This is a genomic window from Streptomyces sp. NPDC101166, assembly GCF_044768125.1.
In the GTDB taxonomy this organism is placed as follows: Bacteria; Actinomycetota; Actinomycetes; order Streptomycetales; family Streptomycetaceae; genus Streptomyces.
The window spans coordinates 106,451-131,574 of sequence record NZ_JBIWPF010000006.1; the positions used below are offsets into that span (position 1 = coordinate 106,451).

Below are 25,124 nucleotides of genomic sequence, written 5' to 3' on the forward strand. Positions count from 1 at the left end.
GGCTCGTCGCGCAGTTCCCCGCGCCCCTGAGGTCGACGGCCTCCCGTCGGGCTTCGCGGGCACCGCCCGTGCCGCTGGGGTGGGTGGCCTCGCGTCGGGCTTCGCAGGGGCCGTCTGTGCACCGGGAGTGGCAGGCTGCGGGTGCGTCGTGGCTCGTCGCGCAGTTCCCCGCGCCCCTGAGGTCGACGGCCTCCCGTCGGGCTTCGCGGGCACCGCCCGTGCCGCTGGGGTGGGTGGCCTCGCGTCCGGCTTTGCGGGGGCCGGCTGTGCTGCTGGGGTGGGCGTCGTCCCGTCGGGCTTCGTGGGCATCAGCGGCCCTGCCACTTCGGGGGGCGTTTGGCCGTGAAGGCGGCGTGGAATTCCGCGTAGTCCTCGCCGTTCATCAGGAGGGCCTGGGTGGCGGCGTCCAGTTCGACCGCTGCCGCCAGCGGCATGTCGAGTTCGGCGGTCAGCAGGGCCTTCGTCTGGGCGTAGGCAAGGGCGGGGCCGCCGGCCAGGCGGTGGGCGAGGCGTTGGGCGGCCTGGTCGGCGCCCCCGTCCTCGGCGAGTTCGCTGATCAGGCCGATCCGCTCGGCCTCGGGCGCCCGCACGGGTTCGCCGAGCATGAGCAGCCGGGTGGCGTGACCGAGGCCGACGACCCGGGGCAGCAGATAGGCGGCGCCCATGTCGCCGCCGGAGAGGCCGACGCGGGTGAAGAGGAACGCGAAGCGGGCGGTGGGGTCGGCGACCCGGAAGTCCGCGGCGAGGGCCAGGACCGCGCCGGCGCCCGCCGCCACCCCGTGCACCGCCGCGATCACCGGGAACGGGCACTCCCGTACGGCGCGTACGACCTGCCCCGTCATCCGGTTGAAGTCGAGCAGTTGGGCGGTGTCCAGGGCGAGGGTCGCGCCGATGATCTCCTCGACGTCCCCGCCGGAGCAGAAACCCCGCCCCTCGCCGGCCAGCACCAGGGCGCGCACGGACCGCTCCCGGGACAGTTCGGCGAGCAGGTCGCGCAGGTCGGCGTAGGCGCCGAAGGTGAGGGCGTTGAGCTTCTCGGGGCGGGCGAGGGTGACGGTGGCGATGCCGTCGGCCCGGGTGACCCGGAGGTGGCGCCAGTCGGAGGTGCGGGCGGCGGAGCCGGTGAAGGGACTCATGAGGGCGGCCTCCTCGACGAGTGGTCTCCTTGAAATTATCACTCTTGCGTGACTGTCGTCAGGAGTGCGCGATAACCGGAACGGGTATGCCACGGACGTGTCACCGCGTGACCGGGCCACGTCACATGCGTCACCGCTCGTCAATAGGGCGGTAACAACGGGAGCAGGGGTGCGAGGGGGGACGTTGTGCCGGGTAAGCCGCCGGTGACGGGGCCGACGGCCCCGTACGACGACCCTCGTGCGCCTGAGCCGGAGGCCGCCGTACCATTCCTGGAAGTTGAGAGCAGGACTGCCTGATGTCGAGCACGGGAACCTGCGCCATGAACGGAATCGCCTTGCACGAACGTCCTGCCTCGCCCGCCTCCTGGCGCATCGCGCTGCCGCACTCCGCCGCGGCCGTGCCGGTGGCCCGCGCCCTGATCCGCACGGCGCTGGCCGAGCTGGAGCACGGGGCGGACAGCGACACGGCGGAACTGCTCACCGCCGAGCTGGTGGCGAACGCCGTGGAGCACACCTCGGGGGACGCCCCGATAGAGCTGGTGGTGGAGTTGCAGCCGACCGGCTGCCAGGTGGAGGTGCACGACCCCGACCCCGCCCCGCCGGGCGACCTGACCCGCCCGCCCGGCGTCGAGCCCGACCCCTGGCAGGAGCACGGGCGCGGACTGCTGCTGATCCGCGCCCTCAGCTCGTCCTGCGGACACCGGCCGACGGAGACCGGCAAGGCGGTGTGGTTCAGGCTGGCTGCCGTTCCCCGGCAGTGGCGTCCTCACCCGGCGTGACGGCCTCGGTCTCGTCAGCCGTGCGCTCGCCCGCGGCGAGACGGGAGTTGCGGCGGCCGTACACCCCGTACAGCACGAGTCCGGCGGCGAGGAACACGGCGAACTGGAGCCAGGTCTCCCATCCCGTCTCGTACATCAGGTAGAGGCAGAAGGCGACGCCGAGCAGGGGCACGACGGGGTAGAGCGGGACGCGGAAGGTGCGGGCCAGGGACGGCTCGCGGCGGCGCAGGGCGATCACCGCGACATTGACGACGGCCATGATCGCGAGGGTCCCGATGGTGCAGAGGTTCATCGCGGCGTCCAGGGAGGCGAAGGCCGCCGGGAGCGCGAAGACGACCGCCACGATCAGGGTGCCCGCGACGGGCGTGGCCGTGCGGGGCGAGACCTTCTCGAAGACGTGCGGGACGAGTCCGTCGCGGGCCATCGACATCAGGATGCGGGTCTGCCCGTACATCACCGCGAGGACGACCGAGGCGATCGCGACGACCGCGCCGAAGGCGACGATCCCGCCGCCGACCGAGGAGCCGGTGACCTTGTCGACGACGTAGGACAGGGCGGCTGGACGGCCGGCGACCTCGTCGCCGCCGACGGCGCCGATCGCGGCGAGCGCGACAGCGCAGTACAGCAGGGTGACCAGGCCCATGCAGACGAGGATCGCGACCGGCACGTCCCGGCGCGGGTTGCGGGCCTCCTCGCCGGCCGTGGTGATGGCGTCGAAGCCGATGTAGGAGAAGAAGGCGGCGGTGGTGCCGGCGCCGATGCCGCCGAGTCCGGCCGGGGTGAACGGGGTGAGGTTGCCGTCCTTGAAGGCGCTGAAGCCGATCGCGCAGAACGCGACGAGGATGGCCAGCTTGAGGACGGCCATCGCGGCGGTGGCCCGGGCGCTCTCGCGGATGCCGCGGACCAGCAGCACGGCGGCCATGGCGATGACGAGCACGGCCGGGAGGTTGACCACCCCGCCCTCGCCGGGCCCCGCGGACAGCGCGGCGGGCAGGTGCAGGCCGGTGAGGCTGTCGAGGAGTTCGTTGACGTACTCGCTCCAGCCGACGGCGACGGCGCTCACCGACACTCCGTACTCCAGGAGCAGGCACCAGCCGACGAGGAAGGCGGTGCGCTCGCCGAGGCTCGCGTAGGCGAAGGAGTACGAGGAGCCGGAGACCGGGATCGCGCCGGCCAGCTCGGCGAACGCGAACGCGGTGAACACACAGGTGATCGCGGCGAGGACGAAGGAGACGACGACGGCCGGGCCGGCCTGGGCGACCGAGTCGGAGAGTCCGACAAAGATGCCGGTGCCGACGATCGCGCCGAGGCCGAAGCAGACCAGCTGGAAGAGGCCCATGGTGCGGCGCAGGCCGTGGCCCTCGCGGTCGGCGCCTGATTCGGCCACCAGGCGGCTGGGGGACTTGATGCGGTGAGCGGGCATGCGGGTGGTGCTCGTTTCTGGTGATGCGGGGCGACGGGGTGTCGTCGCGGGACGGTCACGGAAGGGGTGGTTCCGGACCGCCGGACAGCATAAGGGCAGGTCGGTCAGGCGAGTGTGGCGACGAGCACAGCCTTGATGGTGTGCAGACGGTTCTCCGCCTCGTCGAAGACCACGGAGTGGGCCGACTCGAACACCTCGTCGGTCACTTCGAGACAGTCCAGCCCGTACCTCTCGTGGATCTCGCGGCCGACCTTGGTCCCGAGGTCGTGGAAGGCCGGCAGGCAGTGCAGGAACTTCACGTCCGGGTCGCCGGTGGCGCGCAGGACGTCCATGGTCACGGCGTAGGGGGCGAGGGCGGCGATGCGCTCCTCCCAGACCTCCTTGGGCTCGCCCATGGAGACCCACACGTCGGTGGCGACGAAGCCGGCGCCCCGCACGCCGTCGGCCACGGACTCGGTGAGGGTGATGCGCGCTCCACTGGTCTCGGCGAGCTCCCGTGCCCGCTCGACGACCTCCGGGGCGGGCCAGTAGCTCTTGGGGGCGACGATACGCACGTCCATGCCGAGCAGGGCGCCGGTGACCAGGTAGGAGTTGCCCATGTTGAAGCGGGCGTCGCCGAGGTAGGCGAAGGCGATCTCGTGCAGCGGCCGGGCGGAGTGCTCGGTCATGGTGAGCACGTCGGCGAGCATCTGGGTGGGGTGCCAGTCGTCGGTGAGCCCGTTGTAGACGGGCACGCCGGCGTACGCGGCGAGCTCCTCCACCTTCTGCTGGCTGTCGCCGCGGTACTCGATCGCGTCGTACATCCGGCCCAGCACGCGGGCGGTGTCCTTCACGGACTCCTTGTGCCCGATCTGGGAGCCGGAGGGGTCGAGGTAGGTGGTGGAGGCGCCCTGGTCGGCTGCGGCGACCTCGAACGCGCAGCGGGTGCGGGTGGAGGTCTTCTCGAAGATCAGCGCGATGTTCCTGCCGCGCAGCCGCCTGTCCTCGGTCCCGGCCTTCTTCGCGGCCTTCAGTTCGGCGGCCAGCTCGACCAGGCCGCGGAACTCCTCGGCCGTGAAGTCGAGCTCCTTGAGGAAGTGGCGGCCGGCGAGGGCGCTCTGGGACGTCGCCATGGGGGCGCTCCATAGGTACGAGAACAGGACCCTGGAAGTCTATACGACAAGTGGAATTTCTATACAGCCCCGTGTTCCGCGCAGCCCACGTTCGTTCCGCACCGCTGCGCGCTCCCCTTCACAGCCCCGCGCTCCCCTTCACACAGCCCCGCGCTCGACCGGGCAGCTCATGCAGCGCGGTCCGCCCCTCCCCCGGCCCAGTTCGCTGCCCGGGATCTCTATCACCTCGATGCCCTGCTTGCGCAGGTGCGTGTTGGTGGTGGCGTTGCGCTCATAGGCGATGACGACGCCGGGCTCGACGGCGAGGACGTTGCAGCCGTCGTCCCACTGCTCCCGCTCGGCGGCGTGCACGTCCTGGGTGGCGGTGAGCACCCGGATCTCGCTCAGCCCGAGGGCGGCGGCGATCGCACGGTGCATGTGCTCCGGCGGATGGTCGGTGACCTTGAGCTCCTTCTCGCCGACGCCCGGCTCGATGGTGTACGAGCGGAGCATGCCGAGGCCCGCGTACTGGGTGAAGGTGTCGCCGTCGACCATGGTCATCACGGTGTCGAGGTGCATGAGCGCGCGGCGCTTGGGCAGGTCGAGGGCCACGATGGTCTGCGCCGAGCCGGCGTCGAAGAGTTTGTGGGCGAGCATTTCGACGGCCTGCGGCGTGGTGCGTTCGCTCATGCCGATCAGGACCGCGCCGTTGCCGATGACGAGGACGTCGCCGCCCTCGATGGTGGAGGGGTAGTCGGCCTGCCCCTCCGACCAGAGGTGGAAGGTCTCGGCACGGAAGAGCGGGTGGTGCCGGTAGATCGCCTCGAAGTGCACGGTCTCGCGCTGCCGGGCCGGCCAGCGCATCGCGTTGATGGAGACGCCGTCGTAGATCCAGGCCGAGGTGTCGCGGGTGAAGAGGTGGTTGGGCAGGGGGCGCAGAAGGAAGTCGTCGAGCTCCATGACATGGAAGCGCACGGACGTCGGTTCCGCGTGCTCCTCCAGGAACTCCCTTTTGGTCATGCCGCCGACGAGCGCCTCGGCGAGCTCGGGGGCGGGCAGGGTCTCGAAAGCGGCGCGGAGGTGATCGGTGGCGAGCACTCCGTACTCCTTCTCGTCGAAGACCCGGTCCAGGACGAGCGATCTGGCCGCGGGGATGTCCAGGGCCTCGGTGAGCAGGTCGCCGAAGAGGTGGACGGCGACGCCTCTGTCCCGCAGGACGTCCGCGAAGCCGTCGTGCTCGGCGCGCGCCCGGCGCACCCACAGCACGTCGTCGAAGAGGAGGGCGTCCTTGTTGCTGGGCGTGAGCCTTTTGAGCTCGAGATCCGGCCGGTGCAGGATGACGCGGCGCAGTGGCCCGGCTTCGGAGTCGACATGGAATGCCATGCCTCCATCCTGGCCGTCGGGGACCGCCTTCACCCGCTTGTGGACCGATTCCGGCCGAGCTTGTTCTCGTCTGCTTGACGACAAGCGGATCCGTTTATTATCGTCGTACTGACGAAAAACGGGTCGCGTGAGTTCGGACGAGGGGGACTTCCATGGCCGACATCACCCGGCGCCTGGGTTGGCGCCATCTGCGGGGTGCGCCCACGGCGCACATCCGTCACCACCGCTCCGGCAAGCTGGCGCACGACGGGCCAGGGCTCAGCTTCTGGTTCCGTCCGCTGAGCGCCGCGCTCTCCGAAGTGCCGGTCGACGACCGCGAGTTGGCCATGACCTTCCGGGCCCGCACGGCGGACTTCCAGGACGTGGCGGTGCAGGCGACGGTCACCTACCGCGTCAGCGACCCGGCCGTGGCGGCCGCTCGCCTCGATTTCTCCATCGACCCGGACACGGGCGTCTGGCGGGGCGCGCCCCTGGAGCAGCTCGGCACCCTGCTGACGGAGACGGCGCAGCAGCACGCGCTGGACGTCCTGGCGCGCACGCCGCTGTCGGCGGCGCTGGTCGACGGGGTGAGCTCGGTGCGCGAGCGGGTCGCGGCCGGGCTGGCGGCGGAGCCCCGGCTGCCCGCCACCGGCATCGAGATCGTGGCCGTGCGGGTGGTCGCGCTGCGCCCGGAGCCGGAGGTGGAGCGGGCGCTGCGCACGCCGGCCCGGGAGCAGATCCAGCAGGAGGCCGACCGGGCGACGTACGAGCGGCGGGCGGTCGCGGTCGAGCGGGAGCGCACGATCGCCGAGAACGAACTCGCCAGCAAGATCGAACTCGCGCGCCGCGAGGAGCAGTTGGTGGAGCAGCGCGGCACCAACGCCCGCCGGGAGGCGGAGGAGAGCGCGGCGGCGGACAAGGTGCGGGCCGAGGCGGAGGCGACGCGCACGGTGCGGCTCGCTGAGGCGGAGGCCGCCCGGTCGGTGAAGCTCGCCGAGGCGGAGGCCGAGCGGGCGGTGAAGCTGTCGGAGGCGGAGGCGGCCAAGCAGCTCCGGCTCGCCGAGGCCGAGGCGCAGAGCACGCAGCGCCTGTCCCAGGCGGAGGCGGCCCGCACGGTGGCCCTCGCCGACGCGGAGGCGGTCCGTTGCGTACGGCTCGCCCGCGCTGAGGCGGAGGCGGCGCGCGAGGTGGGCGAGGCGCGGGCGCAGGCGCAGGCGGCCTGGCTGCGGGTGCACGCGGACGCCGGGATCGACGGCGTGGACACCCTGCACGCCCACGCGGCCACGCGGTTCGCGGAGAACCTGCCGCAGATCGACAGCGTGACCATCTCGCCGGACGTGCTGACCGGCCTGCTGGCCAGGCTCGGCGGCGGGGACCGGGCGTGAGCCTCGCCCCGCGCGCCGTCCTGGTCCACCGCAGGACCGAGTACGAGGAGTTGGTGGCCCGGCACGGCACGCACGGCCAGGCGGCCTTCTTCCTCGCCTCGCGGGGGCGGGACATCGAGGAGGTCGCCGAACGCCACCGGCGCACCCGTCGGGCGCTGGCCGAGGTGACGGCGGCGGTGCCTCTGACCTGGCGTCAGATGCTGTTGGAGCGTGCCGATCTGGACCGTTTCCTCTTCGGCCCCGAGGACGTGGTCGTGGTGGTCGGCCAGGACGGCCTGGTGGCGAACGTCGCCAAGTACCTCGCGGGGCAGCCGGTGGTGGGCATCGACACGGACCCCGGACGCAACCCGGGCGTCCTGGTCCGGCACCGGCCGCGAGACGCCGGCGCCCTGCTGACGTCGGTCCACGCGGCCGGCACGGGGGTGTCGGAGCTGACCATGGTCGAGGCGGTCGCCGACGACACCCAACGGCTGGTGGCCCTCAACGAGATCTATCTCGGCGCGGCCGGCCACCAGACCGCCCGCTACCGCCTGGGCCTCGACGGCGACGGGGGTGTCGCCGAGGCCCAGGCCTCTTCCGGGGTGCTGGTCGGCACCGGCACGGGGGCGACCGGCTGGATCCGCTCGGTCTGGCAGGAACGGGGAGGCGCCGGCCCGGACCTGCCACAGCCCGCGGAGCAGCGCCTCCTGTGGTTCGTCCGCGAGGCCTGGCCGTCCCCGGCGACGGGGACGTCCCTGGTCGCGGGCGAGTTGTCGGCCGCGCGACGACTGACCCTCACCGTCGAGTCGGAGCGGCTGATCGCCTTCGGCGACGGCATGGAGAGCGACGCGCTGGAACTGACCTGGGGGCAGCGCGTGCGGGTGGGGGTGTGCGAGGAGAGGCTGCGGCTGGTGGGGTGACGCCGCCCGGGGGCCCGCCGGGCGGCGTTTCCGCCTCGGATCAGAGCCGGGGGTCGACCGGCTCCGACTCCAGGGCCAGGACCCCGAAGACCGCCTCGTGGACGCGCCACAGGGGCTCGCCCTCCCCCAGACGGTCCAGCGCCTCCAGACCGAGGGCGTACTCCCGGATCGCCAGGGAGCGCTTGTGGTTCAGGAAGCGCCGGCGCAGCCGGTCGAGGTTGTCGGGTCGGGTGTACTCCGGGCCGTAGATGATCCGCAGGTACTCCCGGCCCCGGCACTTGACGCCCGGCTGGACGAGACGTCCCTCGGCGTCGCGGACCAGCGCGCCGACCGGCTTGACGACCATGCCCTCGCCGCCGCGGCCGGTCATCTCCAGCCACCAGTCGACGCCGGCCCGCACCGACTCGGGGTCGGCGGTGTCGACGTACAGGCGTCGGGTGGTCTGGAGCAGCCCGGTCGCGTCGTGCTCCACCAGCCGGTCCAGCAGGGCCAGCTGGTGGTCGTGGGGTATGCCGGCGAGGCTGCGGCCCTGGACCGCGAGGATCTGGAACGGCGCCAGGCGGACGCCGTCCAAGCCCTCAGTGGTCCAGCAGTAACGCCGGTAGGCCTGTGTGAACGCGGCGGCGTCCGCGGCGCGTTCACGCTGCCGGGACAGCAGGTCCGACACGTCGACGCCGCGCGCGGCGGCGCCCTCCAGGGCGCTCAGCGCGGCCGGGAGGACCGCTCCGGAGGCGGCGCCGACCGCCGCGTACTGCGAGCGCAGCAGACCGGACGCCTTCAGCGACCACGGCATCAACTCGGCGTCGAGCAGCAGCCAGTCCGTGTCCAGCTCGGTCCACAGGCCCGCCTCCTCGACGGCCGTGCGCAGCCGTCCGAGGATCTCCTCGGTCATCGACTTCTCGTCGAAGAACGGACGGCCGGTGCGCGTGTAGAGGGAGCCCGTCACGCCGTCCACACCGAACCGCCGGTGCGCCGCCTCCGCGTCCCTGCACACCAGGGCGACGGCTCGCGAGCCCATGTGCTTCTCCTCGCACACGACCCGCGCGACGCCGTCCCGCGCGTACTGCGCGAACGCCTCCGCCGGGTGCTCCAGGTAGCCGTCCACGTCGCTGGTCGGCGTGGGCGCCATGGTCGGCGGGAGGTACGGCAGCAGCCGGGGGTCGACGGCGAACCGGCTCATGACCTCCAGCGCGGCGGCCGCGTTCTCCTCCCGGATCGAGATCCGGCCCTGGTGGCGGGTCTCGACGACCCGCCGGCCCTGGACGTCCGCGAGGTCCAGCGGCCGCCCGTCCCGTCCGCCGGGCGCCTCCGCCCGCAGCGGCTTCGTCGGCTCGTACCAGACCCGCTCGGCCGGTACGTCGACCAGCTCCCGCTCGGGCCAGCGCAGCGCCGTCAGCTTGCCGCCGAACACGGCGCCCGTGTCCAGGCAGATGGTGTTGTTGAGCCAGGTCGCCTCCGGGACGGGCGTGTGGCCGTAGACGACGGCCGCCCGGCCCCGGTAGTCCTCCGCCCACGGGTAGCGCACCGGCAGCCCGAACTCGTCGGTCTCCCCGGTGGTCTCGCCGTACAGCGCGTGCGAGCGGACCCGGCCGGAGGTGCGGCCGTGGTACTTCTCCGGCAGACCGGCGTGGCAGACGACGAGCCTGCCGCCGTCCAGCACGTAGTGGCTGACCAGACCGTCGAGGAACTCCCGCACCTCGGCGACGAACTCCTCGCTCTCGCCCTCCATCTGCGCGATCGTCTCGGCGAGTCCGTGCGTGTGCTGCACCTTGCGGCCGCGCAGGTGACGGCCGTACTTGTTCTCGTGGTTGCCGGGCACGCACAGGGCGTTGCCCGACTTCACCATCGACATCACGCGGCGCAGCACACCCGGACTGTCCGGGCCGCGGTCGACGAGGTCGCCGACGAAGACAGCGGTGCGCCCCTCGGGGTGGACGCCGTCGGCGTAGCCCAACTTGCCCAGCAGTGACTCCAGTTCGGCGGCGCAGCCGTGGATGTCGCCGACGATGTCGAAGGGACCGGTGAGGTGCGTCAGGTCGTTGAAGCGCTTCTCCGTGACGACGGTGGCGTGCTCGACCTCCTCGACGCCGCGCAGCACATGCACCTTGCGGAAGCCCTCGCGCTCCAAGTGCCTCAGAGAGCGGCGCAGTTCACGGGTGTGGCGCTGGACGACCCGGCGGGGCAGGTCCGCGCGGTCGGCGCGGCCCGCGTTGCGTTCGGCGCACACCGACTCCGGCACGTCCAGGACGATCGCGATGGGCAGCACGTCGTACTGCCTGGCCAGCTCGATCAACTGCCGTCGGGACTCCTGCTGCACGCTGGTCGCGTCGACGACGGTGCGCCGGCCCGCCGCGAGCCGCTTGCCGGCGATGTAGTGCAGGACGTCGAAGGCGTCCCGCGATGCGCTCTGGTCGTTCTCGTCGTCGGAGACCAGACCGCGGCAGAAGTCGGACGAGATGATCTCGGTCGGCTTGAAGTGCCGGCGGGCGAAGGTGGACTTGCCCGAGCCGGAGGCGCCGACGAGCACGACGAGGGAGAGGTCGGTGACGGGCAGGACACGGCCCCGCTTCGCGGGAACGGAAAGCTCGGTGTCGGTCATGCCGCCTTCGCCTCCTTCTCGTTGCCGGCGCTCAGGGTGAACACGGCCATCTGGGTGGGGGGTCCGACCTCGGGGTCGTCCGGTCCGACCGGCACGAAAGCGGCCTCGTAGCCGTGCCGTTCGGCCACGGAGCGCGCCCAGGCGCGGAACTCCTCGCGGGTCCACTCGAAACGGTGGTCGCCGTGCCTGACGTGTCCGGCCGGGAGGGACTCCCAGCGGACGTTGTACTCGACGTTCGGGGTGGTCACCAGGACCGTGCGCGGGCGGGCAGCGCCGAACACCGCGTACTCCAGGGCGGGCAGCCTGGGCAGGTCGAGGTGCTCGATCACCTCGCTGAGCACGGCCGCGTCGTAGCCCTTGAGCCGGTTGTCGGTGTAGGCCAGGGAGCCCTGCATCAGCTTGACGCGCGATGCCTGACGCTCGCCCATGCGGTCCAGCTTCAGCCGGCGCGAGGCGATGGTGAGCGCGCGCATCGACACGTCGACGCCGACGATCTCGGTGAACTTCGGCTCCTTGAGCAGCGCCTGCACCAACTGGCCCTGCCCACAGCCGAGGTCGAGCACCCGGGCGGCGCCGGACGCGCCGAGCGCGGCGAGGATCGCCTCCCGGCGCTGCACGGCGAGCGGCGTCGGCTTCTCCTCCGTCTCGGTCCCCGCCGCGACCGCGTTGTCGATCTCCTCGACCTCGCTGTCGTCGGCCTCGGCGAGCCGCACCAGCTCCAGCCGCTCCATCGCCTGCCGGGTCAGCGACCAGCGGCGGGAGAGGTACCGGCTGGTGATCAGCTTCTGCTCGGGGTGCTCGGGAAGCCAGCCCTCACCGGCCCGCAGCAGCTTGTCGACCTCGTCGGAGGCGACCCAGTAGTGCTTGGCGTCGTCGAGGACCGGCAGCAGCACGTACAGGTGCCGCAGGGATTCGGCGAGGGTCAGCGTCTGCGACTCCAGGACGAGACGGACGTACCGCGAGTCGCCCCACTCGGGGAACTCGGCGTCCAGGGCGACCGGCTCGACGTCCACCGTCCAGCCGAGCGGCTCGAAGAGACTCCGTACGAGCCCGGGGCCGCCGCGCGCGGGCAGCACCGGCACCTCGATCCGCAACGGCCGTGACTGTGAGGGGAGTTCGGGCTTGGCGGCGCACACGCCTCGCATGGCGCTGGAGAACACCGCGCTCAACGCGACCGCGAGCAGTGAAGAAGCCGCGTACGGACGGTCGTTGACGTACTGCGCGAGCGCGGCGTCGGGAGCGCCTCCGCGCCCCTTGCCCTTGCCGCGCCTGACCAGCGCCACGGCGTCCACCTCCAGCAGCAGCGCCGCCGTGCAGCGCTGGGTGTCCGCCTCGGGGTAGAGGACGTACGCCCGGCCGTAGGAGGTGGAGAACGCCTGCGACTTGTCGGGATGCTTGTGCAGCAGGAAGCCCAGATCGGTGGCGGGGCGTTCGGGGGTGCCGGTGGTGCTGATCGTCAGGAACACGTGAGTCGCCTCGAAAGGGTTCGGAGGGAGCGAAAGCGCTGGTGGTGCGCTTGTGCGCGGCACCAACGTACCGAGGGACGGCACGACCGCACCCCGTATTTTCCGGGGCCGCTACCCGGGCCGCTGCCAGGGCGTGACGCCGAGCTTGCCGGTCGTGCCGAGGTCGAGCCGGGGCGTCACCGTCACCGGTGCGGCCCCGGCCTTGGCGCGGACCCGGACGTACGGGACGTTCACGGGGGTGCCGAACCCGGTGGTGTTGCGCCACACCAGGCGAGCGATCGCTGTCTCGCCGGACTTCAGGGTGACCGGCCGGGGCGCCTCGTCGTCTCCGAGGCCGGTGGTGATCTCCTTGCTGCCCTTGAGGATCTTCACGCCGTCCACCGGTTCGCGGTCGTCGTCCAGCAGCTCCAGCAGCGGGTAGCCCTCGACCGTGTACTCGCCTTTCCCGCAGTACTCCACATGCAGTCCGACGACACGCAGGCCCATGGCGGCGTCGCCCTCGTCGGCCCACAGGCGGGTCCCGGAGGCGGGGCAGTCGCCGGTCCCGCCGGGCGCCTCGGCTGCGGGGACCTTGGTGACGCCGGCGATCTTCACCCGGGTCACGGGGGACGCGCCGGGCGCGAGGTCGCCCAGCTCCACCTGCGAGCGCACGGTCTTGCCGGGGGCGACCGCGCTCACGGTCTCCCGCCTGGTGTCCATCACCTCGCCCGTGCTGTTCGTGAAGGCGAAGGCGATGGTGTACGTGAGCGCCTCGGAGCTCTCGTTGGTGACCTCGTAGACGGCGTGGACGCCCAAGTCGCGGGGCTCTGCGGGGCGGTCGAGCCGGTCGGGGGTGACCCGGAAGTCGCTCGGCTCGGAGGGGGAGGGTGAAGGCGAGGGCGAGTGCGAGGCGGATTCAGTGGGAGAAGGGGAGTCCGACGGGATCGCCAGCGCGACGATCCGCACACCGTCGACGGCGGGCTCGCTCACCTGGATCAGAGACGGCTGCGCGGCCGCGCGGGGGCCGCTGTTCCGGTCGCCGGCGCGTTCCGATCCGCACGCCGAGAGCAGGAGGACGGCTGCGAGGGCCGGGACGAGGAGGGGGGCGGGTCTGCGCATCCGGCCACCTCATCAGGGCGGTGCGCCGACGACTGTGGTGGAGGCCATAGTTCCGGTCACAGGAGTGTCACAGGCCGGGGTGGGGATGCGCGGCGTTCGGGGTGTCGGACGACGGGGGTTCCGGACGGAGGGGGTTCGAACGGAGAGGGTTCCGGGCGGAGGGGTTCGACACCCCGAACGCGGCGGCCGACGGACGGCGAGCCCGGCGGCGATCCGCCGGAGGCGTTACGGCAGCTGCGCCTGCACCTCGGCGGAGATCAGCTCCAGGTGGTCCAGATCGTGCACGTCGAGGATCTGGAAGTACATCCGCTGCGAGCCGGTCTCGATGTAGCGGCCGATCTTGTCGACGACCTCGGCCGGACTGCCGGCCAGACCGTTGGCCTTCAGCTCGTCCACCTCGCGGCCGATCGCGGCGGCGCGGCGGGCGACCTCCGCGTCGTCCTTGCCGACGCAGGCCACGAGGACGTTGGAGTAGGTGATCGCGTCCGCCGGGCGACCCGCGGCCTCGGCGGCGGCCCGGACGCGCCCGAACTGCCGCTCGGTGTCCTCGACCGAGCCGAACGGCATGTTGAACTCGTCGGCGTACCGGGCGGCCAGCCGCGGCGTACGGCTCGCACCGTGGCCGCCGACCAGCACGGGGATCTTCGACTGGGCGGGCTTGGGCAGCGCGGGCGAGTCCTTGAGCTGGTAGTAGTCGCCCTGGAAGTCGAAGGTCTGGCCGGCGTCCGTGCCCCACAGGCCGGTGACGATCGCCAGCTGCTCCTCCAGGCGGGCGAACTTCTCCTTCGGGAACGGGATGCCGTACGCCGTGTGCTCCTCCTCGAACCAGCCCGCGCCCAGGCCGAGTTCGACCCGGCCGCCGGACATCTGATCCACCTGCGCGACCTGGATGGCGAGGACGCCGGGGAGGCGGAAGGTGGCGGCGGTCATCAGCGTGCCGAGGCGGATGCGGCTGGTCTCCCGGGCGAGTCCGGCGAGGGTGATCCAGGCGTCCGTGGGGCCGGGGAGGCCGTCCACATCGCCCATTTTCAGATAGTGGTCGCTGCGGAAGAAGGCGTCGAAGCCCAGATCCTCGGTGGCCTTCGCCGCGGCGAGGAGAGTGTCGTAGGTAGCGCCCTGCTGGGGCTCGGTGAAGATGCGCAGATCCATGGTCTCCATCCTGCACCCGACGTGTCCGAGGCGACCGGGCGACCCGTCGGCCCCACCGCGCTCAGCGGCCCCGGCGACCCCTCGGGCAGCAGGCCGGCGAGACGAGGGGGCGGGGGCCGGAGGGGCCGTGGCCCCACGCCCGCCGCCCCTCCAACCCCGCGCCCGTCACCCCGCCGAGCCTGCACCCGCCACTCCTCCCGGCCTTGCGCCCGTCACCCAGCCGGGCCCGCACCCGCCACTCCTCCCGACCCCGCACCCGACACCCCGCCGAGCCCGCACCCGCCACTCCTCCCGACCCCGCACCCGTCGCCCCGCCGGGCCCGCGCTAGCCGCTCCTCCCGGCCTTGCGCCCGTCACCCAGCCGGGCCCGCACTCGCCGCCCCGCCGGGCCCCGCGGCCTCACCGCTCCCGCAGCGCTCCTTCCCGTGCCGCCAGCTTGCGCAGCATCTCCCGGACCCGGTCCCGGGACTCGTCCGCCGCGTCGATGGCTTCCATGCACTGCCAGTACGTGCCCTCGTCGGCCGCCGCGCTGGCCAGACCGACGAGAGCGATGCCGACGTCGGTCAGCAGCACGCCCAGGCAGAGCAGCGCCTCGCGGGCGTCGTCCAGTTCCGTGAGCTGCGCGGCCCGCAGGTCGCCGGGGTCGAGGTCCGGGGCGTCCAGCACCCCGCAGCCCCGACCCGCCAGCTCGGTCAACCCCAGCGCCTCACCGCGCAGTTCGGGCGGACCCGAGACCGCGAGTCGACTGCCGATCGCCTGGGCCAGCGCCTGCGCCTGCCATACCTCCTCGAGTGTCCGAGATCCGTCGCCGCCTGAGAGAGCACGTCTGCTCATCGATATGAGCCGCACCGCGTCCATGGGCCGCCCCCGTCTGTCCGGACGCGCCTCTCGCACGTCCGCCCGAACTCCGTTGTCCACTACCCAGAGTGAAGGCGTGTGGGGCGAAAAGCCAGAGGAAGGCGGAAATCTGCGGACAACAAATCGGTTTCGACCCCTCGAACAACTCCGGAGAGTGACATCGAGGTGTCGCGGTGCCCGACGACGCCGTGAACCGGCGCTCGTTCAGGGCGCGGTGAACGACCGCTCGCTCACGGCGCCGGAAACCGCCGCTCGTTGCGGTCGATCTTCGCGTCGAGCGCCGCCAGCGGGTCGATGCCGAGCACCTCGCACAACTGCAGCAGATACGCGAGCACATCGGCGACCTCGTCGGTCACCCGGTGCGCGGTGTCCGGCTCCTCCATCACCCGGGCCGACTCCTCCGGGGTCAACCACTGGAAGATCTCGACCAGTTCGGACGCCTCGACGCTGAGCGCGGAGACGAGGTTCTTGGGGGTGTGGTACGGCTGCCAGTTCCGCGCGGCCGCGAACTCGGCCAGCCTGCGCTGCAGCTTCGCCACGTCGAGGTGTTCTGTCACGGTTCCAGGTGTACCACCGTGACGACGAGGGACAGGCAGCTCCCTGCCCGCCCTCCCGGTCGTACCCCGTGGGCACGGGGTGGGCCGCTCACACCCCTGGAACCCCGGCCTCGCCCATGAGCCCGCTCACCTCCGTCCCCGCCGGGGTCAGCAGGAACACGTTCCGGTCGACCCGGTGCATCCCGCTGGCCAGGCCGAAGACGACGCCCGTGGAGAAGTCCAGGACGCGCTTGGCGACCTCCGTCTCCGCGCTGGTCAGGTCGAGCAGCACCGGGATGCCCGCCATCAGCGTCTCCGCTACGTCCCGGGCGTCCGCGAAGACGTTGACCCGCAGCACGACGAACCGCCGCCGGGTCTCCGTCGCCGCCTCGGGCAGCGAGCGGTGGTTCACCGCCGACGGCCAGGCGTCCCGGCCGCGCAACGGAACGACCTGAGCGAGCCCCTCCCACTGTTCATCGGTGACGTCGTACCGGTTCACCGGGACCCCCAGAACTGACTCGCACTCATTGCCTGCACCAGCCAATTCTTACGCCAAGTCACCCGTTCGGCCCAACAGCGACACGGACCGCGACCGCGCGGCCCTGTTCAGGCGGGTTGTCAGCCCCGTACGCGCGGGCGCTCCTGGCGTCGGCCGACGGGGGTTTCAGGACGCGGTGTAGCCGAGCTGACGTCGCATGTACGGGGTCATGAGAGTCTTCGCCTTGGCCAGGACGGACGTACGGCCGCCGAGGACCGCGGTCTCGCCGCCCGGCACCGGCAGCATCGTCAGCCCGTCGGCCGGCCCGAACGGCACGATCACCGGCGTGCGGTGGACCGGCCGGTAATGGCGGGGCTCCCTGCGATGGCGGCCGGCGCTGTTCAGGTAGGTGCGGATGTTCCAGGCGGCGAGGTCGGCCTGGGCGAGCGCGGCCGGGGTGACCTTGAGCTCGGTCGCGTCGTTCACGTCGCCGACGGCGAACACGTCCAGCCGCCCCTCGACCCGCAGCGACCGGTCGACCTTGATGTGTCCGGAGGGGTTGAGCCAGTCCCCGTGTCCGGCGAGCCGAAGCCACAGGGTGTTGGGGGTGGTGCCGGTGGCCCAGAACGACAGGTCGGCCTCGATGACGCCGCCGCGGGCGTCTCGGTAGGAGCCGAATTCGTGGCCCGGGGACATGAAGGAGTCGAGCCGCACCTCCACACCGTGGTCCTCCAGCCAGGCCTGGGTCTTGCGCGAGGCCTTCTCGCACCCGGCGGAGCCGAGCAGCGCCGGCCCCGAGTGGGCCAGCGTGACACGCGCGTCGGGCCGGGCGAGACGGATCTCGGCGCTGAGCTCGACGCCGGAGGGCCCACCGCCGACGACGAGGACGTGCTCGGCGGCGGCGATGCTCTGCTGGTGCGCGGCGAACGCCTTGACCGCCTCCTCCGTGGTGGTGCCGAGGAAGCGGGCCGGCTCCGGGTAGTCGGCCCCGGTGGCGATCACCACCACGTCGTAGGGGAGCCGCTCGCCGGTGGCCAGGACCACCTGCCGTTCGACGGTGTCGACCCGGACCGCCTTGCCGAGCACCACACGGCCGTTGCGCAGCAGCCGGTCGTACGGGATGAAGGGGGTCACCGTCCACTCGGGGCGCACACCGGCGCGCAGGGCGGCGATGCGGTGGAAGAAGATCTCCTTGCGGTCCACCAGGGTGACCCGCGCCGTCGCGTCCAGCCGCTTCGCCAGCCGAACGCCGGCGTAGCCGCCGCCGATCACCACTACGTCGCCGTCGCGCACATGACTCTCCTGTGCCTCGTGGGGGGATGCGAGTGCCGGGAGGCGTGGGTTTCCCCCGGCACTCGACCGCGACGAGCGTAGCGCTTGAAGTTTAAAGTTCGGGTGGGTGTTCGTGTGCGTTCTGTGAAGTGATGGCCGGAAACAGCGCCCGTGACGCACGCCTGACGGACCTTCGGCCCGCTGCCGCCGCCTCGGCTGCCGACGCGTGGCCCCCCACCGTACGCCTGGCACCCGCAGCGCCTTCCCCACCGCGCCCCCGACAGACCGACGGAGACACGGTCATGGCGGCACAGCCTCCACTCGACGGCCCCGGAGACACGCGAGAAGCTACGCTCGCTCGTCCGCCCCGGACCGGGGTGCGGGAGCGCACGCTCACGCGGTGGAGCCGCCGCCCGTTCGCCGTGCTCCGACCGGACCGCGCAGCCTGCCCGCACACGACCCCAGGGAGACCGGATCCCATGCCGCCCCGGACGCTCGCCCTGCTCCTGGCCACCGCCCTGCTCACCGTGGGCCTGACCGGTTGCTCCGTCCTCTCCCCGTTCAACACCTGCGAGGAGACCGCGACACGGCTGAAGGACCTGCGCTCCCAGCCCATCCTCGACTCCGCTCCCGAGGGGGCGACCGCCCCGAAGGGGCTCGACCAGGTCGACGCGCGATGCGTCGACGACACCGGCGACGCCTGGCTCTACGCGGCGCGTGTCTACGCCTTCCCCGGCCCCCGGCAGAAGGTCGTCGACTTCTACCGCGCCACCGCCAAGGCGGACGGCTGGCACCTGCCGTCCGCCCCTGCGGGCCTCGGCACCCCCGAAACGGTGGCGGGACTGTGCTTCACCAAGGGCGGCGACGGCGACGCCCTGATGCTGACCCTGCGGTTCACCACGGCCGGCCATCTGAAGATCGAGTACGACTACGACGCCGGGCCGGAGTTCGACTCGGGCGCAGGATTCGAGATGGAGGTCGGCTCCGAGACGGACGGTGCGAAGACCGGCTGCTGGGACTGACGTCCCGGGGCTGTCGGAACCGGCGAAGTGACGGAATGCGGGCCACACTGGATGCGTGGCGGAGACGGATCGGCAGCTCGCCGGACGGCTGGAGCAGGTCATCATGGACCTGCTGGAGCGACGCGCGGCCACTGCCTCCATCTGCCCGTCGGACGCCGCACGTGAAGCCTACGAAGGCGACGACGAGGGCTGGCGGGACTTGATGGAACCCACCCGGCGGGCGGCCTGGCGGCTGGTGGCGGCCGGCAAGGCCGAGGTGACCCAGGCAGGCAGGCCCGTCACGGAGACAGAGGCACACGGCCCCCTCCGCATCCGCCGCGCACCGCGCACGCCGTGACCCGATGGCTGCCGCCGCCGGCGCCGCGGGGGGCCTCGCCTCGGCAGCGTCTCCCTCACGCACCCGGGCGATAACCCCCCGATAACGGCACCTCCTACCTTCTTCGACTGTGGGAACGCCGCACCAGAAGGGGGTACCCCATGGGGTGATCGTCGAGTTGGCCTCAGCGGGTCCGTGAAGGGGCCTGCGGGGGTCAGGCGCCGGCGAGGGACAGCTTCACCGCGAAGCCGAGGAACAGCGCACCGGCCGCCGAGGCGGCCCCCGCCGCCAACCGCTTGCGACGCCGGAAGGCGGCGGCCAGCCTGGTCCCGCCGAAGATCAGAACGCTCAGGTACAGCACGCTGGCGAGCTGGGCGAACATCCCGAGGACGACGAAGGAGAGCGCCGGGTAGGCATACCCCGGGTCGACGAACTGCACGAAGAAGGCGACGAAGAACAAGATCGCCTTGGGGTTGAACAGGCTGACGACCAGCGCCCGCCGGAACGGCCGCTCGTCGAGCACCGGGGCGGGGCCCTCCTCCGCATGCATCCGCTCCCGGCGCGTGCGCCACATCTCCCAGGCGGCCCGCAGCATCCCGATCGCCAGCCAGGTCAGATAGCCGGCTCCGGCGTATCTCACGATCGCGAACAACACGGCGTTGGCCTGGAGCAGCGAAGCCACCCCGGCTGCGGAGAGAACCATCAGCACGGCGTCCCCGGCCCAGACGCCGGCCGCAGCCCTGTATCCGGCGCGCACCCCGCGTCGCGCGGCGACGGACAGCACGTACAGGGAGTTGGGCCCGGGGAGGAGAACAATCAGGGCAAGTCCCGCCAGGTAGGTGGGAAGATCGACGACTCCGAACATGGGCATCAGTGTGGCACGGGGGTACGACCCGTTCGTCGAGCTCGGCGGAGCACACACCCGGACACGGTGGGCCGTGCCCGGCCCACCCGGCCGGCGGGAAGAACCCCTGGCTCACCGCCCCTTGGCTGCTACGTGTGCCCGGCGCAGGCGCTCGCGACGGCCGGCCCCGGCAGCGCCTGACCGGTCTACCGCGAAGCCGCCGGCTTCGTGACCGCATCCGCGATCCGCAGCGCCATCTGCACCTGACTGGCGTCCCGGTGCGTCGGTGTCCACGAGTACACCGCCCTGCGGCCGAGGTCTCGCGTCGCCATCACCGCCGAGTTGTAGCCGTACCGCTCCCCCGTCTTGCCCCACAGGGGCACGCCGTTGACCGTGACCGTCTGGAGGCCCACGCTGTAACGGGCCGGAGAGCCGTCCACCATCCGCACCTCCGGTGCCGGCAACTCGAACATCTTGTCCAGCGTCGTCCTCGGAAGCACCTTGCCCGGCGTGAACAGGGCCGTGATGAAGCGGTCCAAGTCGCGCGTGGTCGAGATGATTTCGCCCTCGCCCCATGCCTCGGACTGGTTGTACTCCGTCACGTCCTGCAGAGTGCCGTCCGACATCGCCAGGTAGCCGTGGACGTGCCGGCCGTGGATCTTCGGGTCGTCGCCCGGGAACGACGTGCGGCACAGGCCCAGCGGACGCAGGATGCGGTCGCCGATCGCCCTGCCGTACGGCTTGCCCGTCACCTTTTCGAGCAGCATGGCCGCCAGAACGTAGTTCATGCCCCGGTACTCCTGCTTCGTGCCCGGCGCGAACTTCATCGGGGCCTCCTCGGGCAGAGTGGCCACCAGCTGCATCGGCGTCCACTGGTCGTAGCGGTGCTCGAGGATCTGCTCCGGAGTGTCGGCCCGCTCGGAGTCCGGGATGTCCTCGTCCGGCAAGCCGCTCGTGTGGTTGAGGAGTTGGGAGACCTTGATCGGGTCGTAGCCGTCGGGGAGCAGGCCGGGCAGGTAGTCCTGAATCGGCTTGTCCAGGTCCACCCGGCCCTCCGCCGACAGCTGCAGCACCGCCGTCGCCACGAAGACCTTCGTGATGCTGCCCGCCCGTAAGGCGTCGTCCTGACCGACCGGTGCGCCTGTCCTTCTGTCCGCCACACCCGTCGCGCCGTACCACTGTCCCGCCTTGCCGCTGACCAGGAGCTGAGCGGCCGTGGCCTGCGGGTGGTCCAGGTCGGAGATCGCAGCGCGCAGGGCCGCCGTGTCGAGCGGCGGGAGCGGGACGGAGGCGGACGAGGCCGTCGGCGACGGGATGGCCGCCGACGCGACAGGGCTCGCGGCGGACGTAAGGAGGGCGGCGGTCAGCGCCGCACCCACGAAAGCCCGGCGGGAAAGGAAGGTCGAAGTCATGACGATCATGATTTCGCCACGTGGCCGCCGTGGCATCAGGGAACACCCTTGCCCTTCCCCTACACGTCCCCACCGCCTGCTGAGGGTCGGCACCCGTCGCCTCGGCGGTCGAATGCCGGAAGCGAGCGGAGGCCGCCGCCGACCTCGTGTGACACCACGTCGACTGCCAGCGCGGCCCGCCGCCGTCTGCCGGACTCGCTCGATGAGCTGCACGGCCGACTCACGGTGTCGTGGATCTGCCGCTGCACACGGCCAGTTCGTCGTTGAGGTAAACCCGGGGGACCTTGCCGGTCATGGCTGAGCCCTTCTTGTCCCGCTGCCTCGCGGTGGCGGCTCTGTGCTCACGCCGCCTTGTGGTGGGAGGCGGCCAGCAGGCCGAGGGGAAGCAGGGCCGCCAGGGCGAAGACGAAGCCGGTCAGCGACGGGCCCTGCAGGCCCAGGCTGGAGGTCAGGGCGACGCCGCCGAGCCAGGAGCCCATGGCGATGCCGACCTGGAACGCGGAAGTGGCCAGGGCCATGGGCAGGGAGCGGCCGGCTCCGGCGATGCGGACGACCTCGCCGACCACGACGGGGTTGTTGGCGAAGCCGGCGGTGCCGAGCAGCACGACCAGGAGCACGGCCACGACGCTGTTCGTCGCCCACAGGGTGATGGCGCCCAGGAACGCCGCGGTGAGCGCGGTGGCCGGGATGAGCGTGGCGTAGGGCTGTCGGTCGCCGAGGCGTCCGCCGATCGTCGTGCCGGCCAGGGCGCCGACGCCGTAGCCGAGCAGCGCCAGCGGCACCAGGGCGGTCGCGAGGTGGGCGCGGTCGGTCAGCAGCGGGGCGACGTAGCTGTAGGCGGCCATGAGGCCGGCCTGGATGAGGGCGATGGCCAGGTAGACCAGCCACAGGCGCGGATGCCTGAGCGCGGTGGCCTCGGCGCGCAGGGAGGTGTCGGCGCGTGTGGTGTCGGCCGGTATCCGGCGGGCGATCACAGCGGCGGCGACCACGGCGAGGGCGGCGAGCATCCAGAAGGGGGCCTGCCAGCCGGACAGCTGGCCGGCTGCCGTACCGAGCGGGACGCCGACGATGTTGGCCAGAGTGATGCCGCCGACCATCACACCCATCGCGCGGGTGCTGGCGGCCGGCCCCGCGGCGGCGGTCGCCACCACCGCGCCGACGGCCCAGAAGGTGCCGTTGCCCAGCGCGGCGGCGAACCGGCCGGCGAGCGCGAGCCCCAGGTTCGAGCTGAGCGCGCCGACGACGTGACCCGCGGCGAAGACCAGCAGTGCGGCGACCAGGGCCGAGCGGCGCGGCAGGCGCCGGGTCGCTACGGACATCACCGGCGCGCCGATCATCATGCCCACGGCGAAGGCGGTGATCAGCGCCCCGGCGCTGGAGACGCTGACATCGAGGGCCCCGGAGATCTGCGGCAGCAGGCCGGAGACGATGAACTCGCTGGTGCCCATGATGAAGGCGACTGCACCCAGCAGCCACACCACCGGCGGCAGCTTGGCCTTCCCCACGGGCGCTGTGTCGCCGCCGTCGCCCGTGAGCGGGGCGGCGGTCGAGATGTCCGGCTTCGTGGACGAGGGGGAACTCACTGACGATCCTTTCAAGACAGGTGGCGCGGGCCCCAGTCGTCCGAGGCGTGCCGGCGAAGCGGCATGCGCGCCGAGCGTGGTGCGGGCGGAGTCCTTCAGCCCCGCCGCGATCCACGGAACCAGGAGCCGGGCCCGGCAGGCAGTCACGCTTGTGAGGGGTAACAGCAGGGCCCCCCTCGCACCGGAAGCGTGAGCGTGCGCACGACGGTTCAGGATGGACGGCCGCGGTAGGGGACGGGGCGGCGGCGACGGTCTGAGCTGACGGGACGCCGGTGTGACGGGCGTGTGGTGCGGCGGGCCGACCGGTGCGAAGGCAGCAGTGGCCGAGGGAAAGGGAAGGTGGGGCCCACCGAGGTCAGTGCTCGGTGTCGGTCCTCGAGGCAGCCGCGTCCCGCTCCTGGCTCGCCGCCCAACTGGCGAGGAGCTTCAGGGCGTCCGCGGCCGGCGTGCCGGGATCGGCGCTGTACACGGTGATGGAGAGCCCTGGATCGCCGGACAGGTCCAGACTCTCGTGGACCAACTCCATCTCGCCCACCGCCGGGTGGTGAAATCGCTTGGTGCCCTCGGTGAAGACGTGCACGTCGTGCGCGCCCCACAGGGTGCGGAAGGCGTCGCTGCGGGTGGACAGCTCACCGATCATGTTCGACAGCTCACGGTCGTAGGGATTCCTGGCGGCCTCGACCCGCAGCGCCCCGACTCCGTTGCGGGCCACCCGTTCCCAGTCGGGGTAGAGCCGGGTGGCGCGGGGGTCGAGGAACACGAACCGGCAGGTGTTGGCCGGCTCCTGCTCGAACACCTCGGAGTGCAGGGCGCGGGCCAGCGGATTGGCCGCCAGGATGTCCATGCGGTTGTTGCGCACGTAGGCAGGCTGGTCGTGCAGGCCCTCGATGAGACGCAGCACGCTGGGCCGCACGGTGGCATTCTTCGGGCGACGCCGGACCCGGGCCGGGGTCGCGCTCGCCGCACGGGCCAAGGCGTGGAGGTGGTTCCGCTCGGTGTCATCCAGCCGCAGGGCCTGCGCGAGGGCGTCCAGAACACTGTCGGAGACCCCGCTCAGATCGCCGCGTTCGAGGCGCGTGTAGTACTCCACGCTCACCCCGGCGAGCATCGCGACCTCGCCCCGGCGCAGCCCGGGCACCCGACGGTGCCCGTACACCGGCAGTCCCGCCTGCTCCGGCGTGATCCTGTCGCGGCGGGACTTGAGGAACGCACTTACTTCGGCCCGATTGTTCATGAATTCCAGCGTAGGAAGGCGAGGCGATCAGTGGGGGTCCCTGCCAGTACCCCTCACAGCACAGCCCCCACCCCCGCGCGTGTACCGGCTCACAGGCCGCCGGTCCGAGGGAGGCCTTGGTCCACAGCTCGCTCACCGGGAAAGTCCGTATCCAGGGGAAGATTTCTTCCCCCTCACCGTGCGTAGACATCATCACGGCCTCGACGAACCATGGTGCCAGGACTTCCGTGGGCGGGTCAGGGACGACGAAAAGGGACTGGCACCATGACCGAGACCGTTTCTTACAGGAACAAGGCCGTGGAAATCGCGGCACACCTGCACCTGCCGGACGATTTCACGGAGGACAAGAAATACCCGGCCCTCGTCGGAATTCACCCGGCCGGCGGAGTGAAGGAACAGACCATCGGTCACTACGCGAAGCGGCTGGCCTCGCACGGATTCGTCATCGTGGTCTACGACTCCTCCTATCAAGGGGAAAGCGGCGGCGAACCCCGCCTTCTGGAGGATCCGGCGACCAGAGTGGAGGACGCCCGCTGCGCAGCGGACTTCCTCACCACTCTTCCGTTCGTCGACACCGAACGCATGGGCGTTTTCGGCATCTGCGCGGGCGGCGGATACGCGATCAGCGTGGCGCAGACCGAACGCCGCTTCAAGGCGGTGGCCACCGTCAGCGCGGCCCCGATGGGTGAGGGCTCCAGAGGCTTCCTGGGGCACCTGTCGCCGCTGTCCGAGCAGCTCAAGACGCTGGAGGCGGTCGCACAGCAGCGCACAGCGGAGGCAAGAGGTGCGGACCCGGTCTACGCCCCGTTCGTCCCCGAGACCCTGGAGGAGATCAACGACGACACCCCTGACCTCCTGCGTGAGGGATACGACTATTACAGAACACCCCGTGGTCAGCACCCCCGCTCGAAGGGTCGTTTCCTGCTGACCGGCATGGACAGGATGTATGCCTTTTCTGCATTCGACCAGATTCCGGAACTGCTGACCCAGCCGATGCTCCTCATCGCGGGGAGCAAGGCGGACACCAAGGTCTTCAGCGACCAGGCGTACGAACTTTCCAACGGTCCGAAGGAGTTGTTCGTCGTCGAAGGCGCGACGCACATCGCCATGTATGACGTGCCCGAATACGTGGACCAGGCGATCAACAAGATGGTGAAGTTCTTCGCAGTTCTATAGCAGTTC

Annotated in this window: 22 protein-coding genes; 6 read left to right on the forward strand and 16 right to left on the reverse strand. The window is 71.6% G+C overall.

Annotated features, from left to right (window positions below; all coding sequences use genetic code 11):
* Positions 1 to 308 precede the first annotated feature (308 nt).
* Positions 309 to 1,136 carry an enoyl-CoA hydratase family protein gene (locus ACIRS4_RS13320; protein ID WP_404194252.1) on the reverse strand — a complete coding sequence of 276 codons (828 nt, stop codon included), beginning with the start codon at positions 1,134 to 1,136 and terminating at the stop codon, positions 309 to 311.
* Positions 1,137 to 1,456: 320 nt separating this feature from the next.
* Here ACIRS4_RS13320 and ACIRS4_RS13325 point away from each other — a divergent pair, with 320 nt between their 5' ends.
* On the forward strand, positions 1,457 to 1,915 hold the full coding sequence (locus ACIRS4_RS13325) for an ATP-binding protein (RefSeq protein WP_404194254.1): 459 nt from the start codon (positions 1,457 to 1,459) through the stop codon (positions 1,913 to 1,915).
* Here the strand turns inward: ACIRS4_RS13325 and ACIRS4_RS13330 are convergent.
* From ACIRS4_RS13330 to ACIRS4_RS13340, 3 genes are all read right to left on the reverse strand, one after another.
* Complete coding sequence (locus ACIRS4_RS13330; protein WP_404194256.1) at positions 1,869 to 3,338, reverse strand: amino acid permease; 1,470 nt, start codon at positions 3,336 to 3,338, stop codon at positions 1,869 to 1,871. The two genes, ACIRS4_RS13325 and ACIRS4_RS13330, sit on opposite strands and share 47 nt — an antisense overlap.
* Before the next feature lie 104 nt (positions 3,339 to 3,442).
* Positions 3,443 to 4,450, reverse strand: coding sequence for an ornithine carbamoyltransferase (gene argF / locus ACIRS4_RS13335; protein WP_404194258.1), 1,008 nt, complete (start codon positions 4,448 to 4,450; stop codon positions 3,443 to 3,445).
* A 138-nt stretch (positions 4,451 to 4,588) separates the two neighbouring features.
* Positions 4,589 to 5,812, reverse strand: a complete 1,224-nt coding sequence (locus ACIRS4_RS13340) for an arginine deiminase (protein ID WP_404194261.1) — start codon at positions 5,810 to 5,812, stop codon at positions 4,589 to 4,591.
* A 152-nt stretch (positions 5,813 to 5,964) separates the two neighbouring features.
* Between ACIRS4_RS13340 and ACIRS4_RS13345 the strand changes: the two genes are divergently transcribed.
* Together ACIRS4_RS13345 and ACIRS4_RS13350 are read left to right on the forward strand one after the other, a co-directional pair.
* The gene (locus ACIRS4_RS13345) at positions 5,965 to 7,176 is read left to right on the forward strand and encodes an SPFH domain-containing protein (protein WP_404194264.1); all 1,212 of its coding nucleotides are present in this window, start codon (positions 5,965 to 5,967) and stop codon (positions 7,174 to 7,176) included.
* On the forward strand, positions 7,173 to 8,075 hold the full coding sequence (locus ACIRS4_RS13350) for a hypothetical protein (protein WP_404194267.1): 903 nt from the start codon (positions 7,173 to 7,175) through the stop codon (positions 8,073 to 8,075). The genes ACIRS4_RS13345 and ACIRS4_RS13350 overlap by 4 nt, the downstream gene beginning before the upstream one ends.
* A gap of 40 nt (positions 8,076 to 8,115) precedes the next feature.
* Here the strand turns inward: ACIRS4_RS13350 and ACIRS4_RS13355 are convergent, their stop codons facing one another.
* From ACIRS4_RS13355 to ACIRS4_RS13390, 8 genes are all read right to left on the reverse strand, one after another.
* Positions 8,116 to 10,674, reverse strand: coding sequence for a polynucleotide kinase-phosphatase (locus ACIRS4_RS13355; protein ID WP_404194270.1), 2,559 nt, complete (start codon positions 10,672 to 10,674; stop codon positions 8,116 to 8,118).
* Positions 10,671 to 12,140, reverse strand: a complete 1,470-nt coding sequence (locus ACIRS4_RS13360; protein ID WP_404194273.1) for a 3' terminal RNA ribose 2'-O-methyltransferase Hen1 — start codon at positions 12,138 to 12,140, stop codon at positions 10,671 to 10,673. The genes ACIRS4_RS13355 and ACIRS4_RS13360 overlap by 4 nt, the downstream gene beginning before the upstream one ends.
* 111 nt (positions 12,141 to 12,251) lie before the next feature.
* Positions 12,252 to 13,238 carry a DUF4232 domain-containing protein gene (locus ACIRS4_RS13365; RefSeq protein ID WP_404194276.1) on the reverse strand — a complete coding sequence of 329 codons (987 nt, stop codon included), beginning with the start codon at positions 13,236 to 13,238 and terminating at the stop codon, positions 12,252 to 12,254.
* Positions 13,239 to 13,463: 225 nt separating this feature from the next.
* Positions 13,464 to 14,387 (reverse strand): LLM class F420-dependent oxidoreductase, encoded by a 924-nt coding sequence (locus ACIRS4_RS13370; protein WP_404194278.1) that lies wholly within the window; start codon positions 14,385 to 14,387, stop codon positions 13,464 to 13,466.
* Between the two features lie 399 nt (positions 14,388 to 14,786).
* Positions 14,787 to 15,245, reverse strand: coding sequence for a DUF6099 family protein (locus tag ACIRS4_RS13375; protein ID WP_404194279.1), 459 nt, complete (start codon positions 15,243 to 15,245; stop codon positions 14,787 to 14,789).
* A 230-nt stretch (positions 15,246 to 15,475) separates the two neighbouring features.
* Positions 15,476 to 15,802 carry a nucleotide pyrophosphohydrolase gene (locus ACIRS4_RS13380; protein WP_404194281.1) on the reverse strand — a complete coding sequence of 109 codons (327 nt, stop codon included), beginning with the start codon at positions 15,800 to 15,802 and terminating at the stop codon, positions 15,476 to 15,478.
* Between the two features lie 88 nt (positions 15,803 to 15,890).
* Complete coding sequence (locus tag ACIRS4_RS13385; RefSeq protein WP_404194284.1) at positions 15,891 to 16,280, reverse strand: cell division protein SepF; 390 nt, start codon at positions 16,278 to 16,280, stop codon at positions 15,891 to 15,893.
* A 165-nt stretch (positions 16,281 to 16,445) separates the two neighbouring features.
* Positions 16,446 to 17,552, reverse strand: a complete 1,107-nt coding sequence (locus ACIRS4_RS13390) for an NAD(P)/FAD-dependent oxidoreductase (protein ID WP_404194287.1) — start codon at positions 17,550 to 17,552, stop codon at positions 16,446 to 16,448.
* Between the two features lie 458 nt (positions 17,553 to 18,010).
* Here ACIRS4_RS13390 and ACIRS4_RS13395 point away from each other — a divergent pair, with 458 nt between their 5' ends.
* Together ACIRS4_RS13395 and ACIRS4_RS13400 are read left to right on the forward strand one after the other, a co-directional pair.
* The gene (locus ACIRS4_RS13395; protein ID WP_404194290.1) at positions 18,011 to 18,553 is read left to right on the forward strand and encodes a hypothetical protein; all 543 of its coding nucleotides are present in this window, start codon (positions 18,011 to 18,013) and stop codon (positions 18,551 to 18,553) included.
* A gap of 55 nt (positions 18,554 to 18,608) precedes the next feature.
* Positions 18,609 to 18,890, forward strand: a complete 282-nt coding sequence (locus ACIRS4_RS13400) for a DUF3253 domain-containing protein (protein WP_404194292.1) — start codon at positions 18,609 to 18,611, stop codon at positions 18,888 to 18,890.
* Between the two features lie 193 nt (positions 18,891 to 19,083).
* Here the strand turns inward: ACIRS4_RS13400 and leuE are convergent, their stop codons facing one another.
* From leuE to ACIRS4_RS13420, 4 genes are all read right to left on the reverse strand, one after another.
* Positions 19,084 to 19,734, reverse strand: a complete 651-nt coding sequence (gene leuE / locus ACIRS4_RS13405; protein WP_404194294.1) for a leucine efflux protein LeuE — start codon at positions 19,732 to 19,734, stop codon at positions 19,084 to 19,086.
* A 185-nt stretch (positions 19,735 to 19,919) separates the two neighbouring features.
* The gene (locus ACIRS4_RS13410; RefSeq protein ID WP_404194297.1) at positions 19,920 to 21,125 is read right to left on the reverse strand and encodes a serine hydrolase domain-containing protein; all 1,206 of its coding nucleotides are present in this window, start codon (positions 21,123 to 21,125) and stop codon (positions 19,920 to 19,922) included.
* A 341-nt stretch (positions 21,126 to 21,466) separates the two neighbouring features.
* A complete protein-coding gene (locus tag ACIRS4_RS13415) occupies positions 21,467 to 22,708 on the reverse strand; it encodes an MFS transporter (RefSeq protein ID WP_404194299.1) in 1,242 nt (413 codons plus the stop codon).
* A 355-nt stretch (positions 22,709 to 23,063) separates the two neighbouring features.
* The gene (locus tag ACIRS4_RS13420; RefSeq protein ID WP_404194301.1) at positions 23,064 to 23,942 is read right to left on the reverse strand and encodes a helix-turn-helix transcriptional regulator; all 879 of its coding nucleotides are present in this window, start codon (positions 23,940 to 23,942) and stop codon (positions 23,064 to 23,066) included.
* A 264-nt stretch (positions 23,943 to 24,206) separates the two neighbouring features.
* Between ACIRS4_RS13420 and ACIRS4_RS13425 the strand changes: the two genes are divergently transcribed.
* The gene (locus ACIRS4_RS13425) at positions 24,207 to 25,118 is read left to right on the forward strand and encodes an alpha/beta hydrolase (RefSeq protein WP_404194303.1); all 912 of its coding nucleotides are present in this window, start codon (positions 24,207 to 24,209) and stop codon (positions 25,116 to 25,118) included.
* Positions 25,119 to 25,124: the final 6 nt, after the last annotated feature.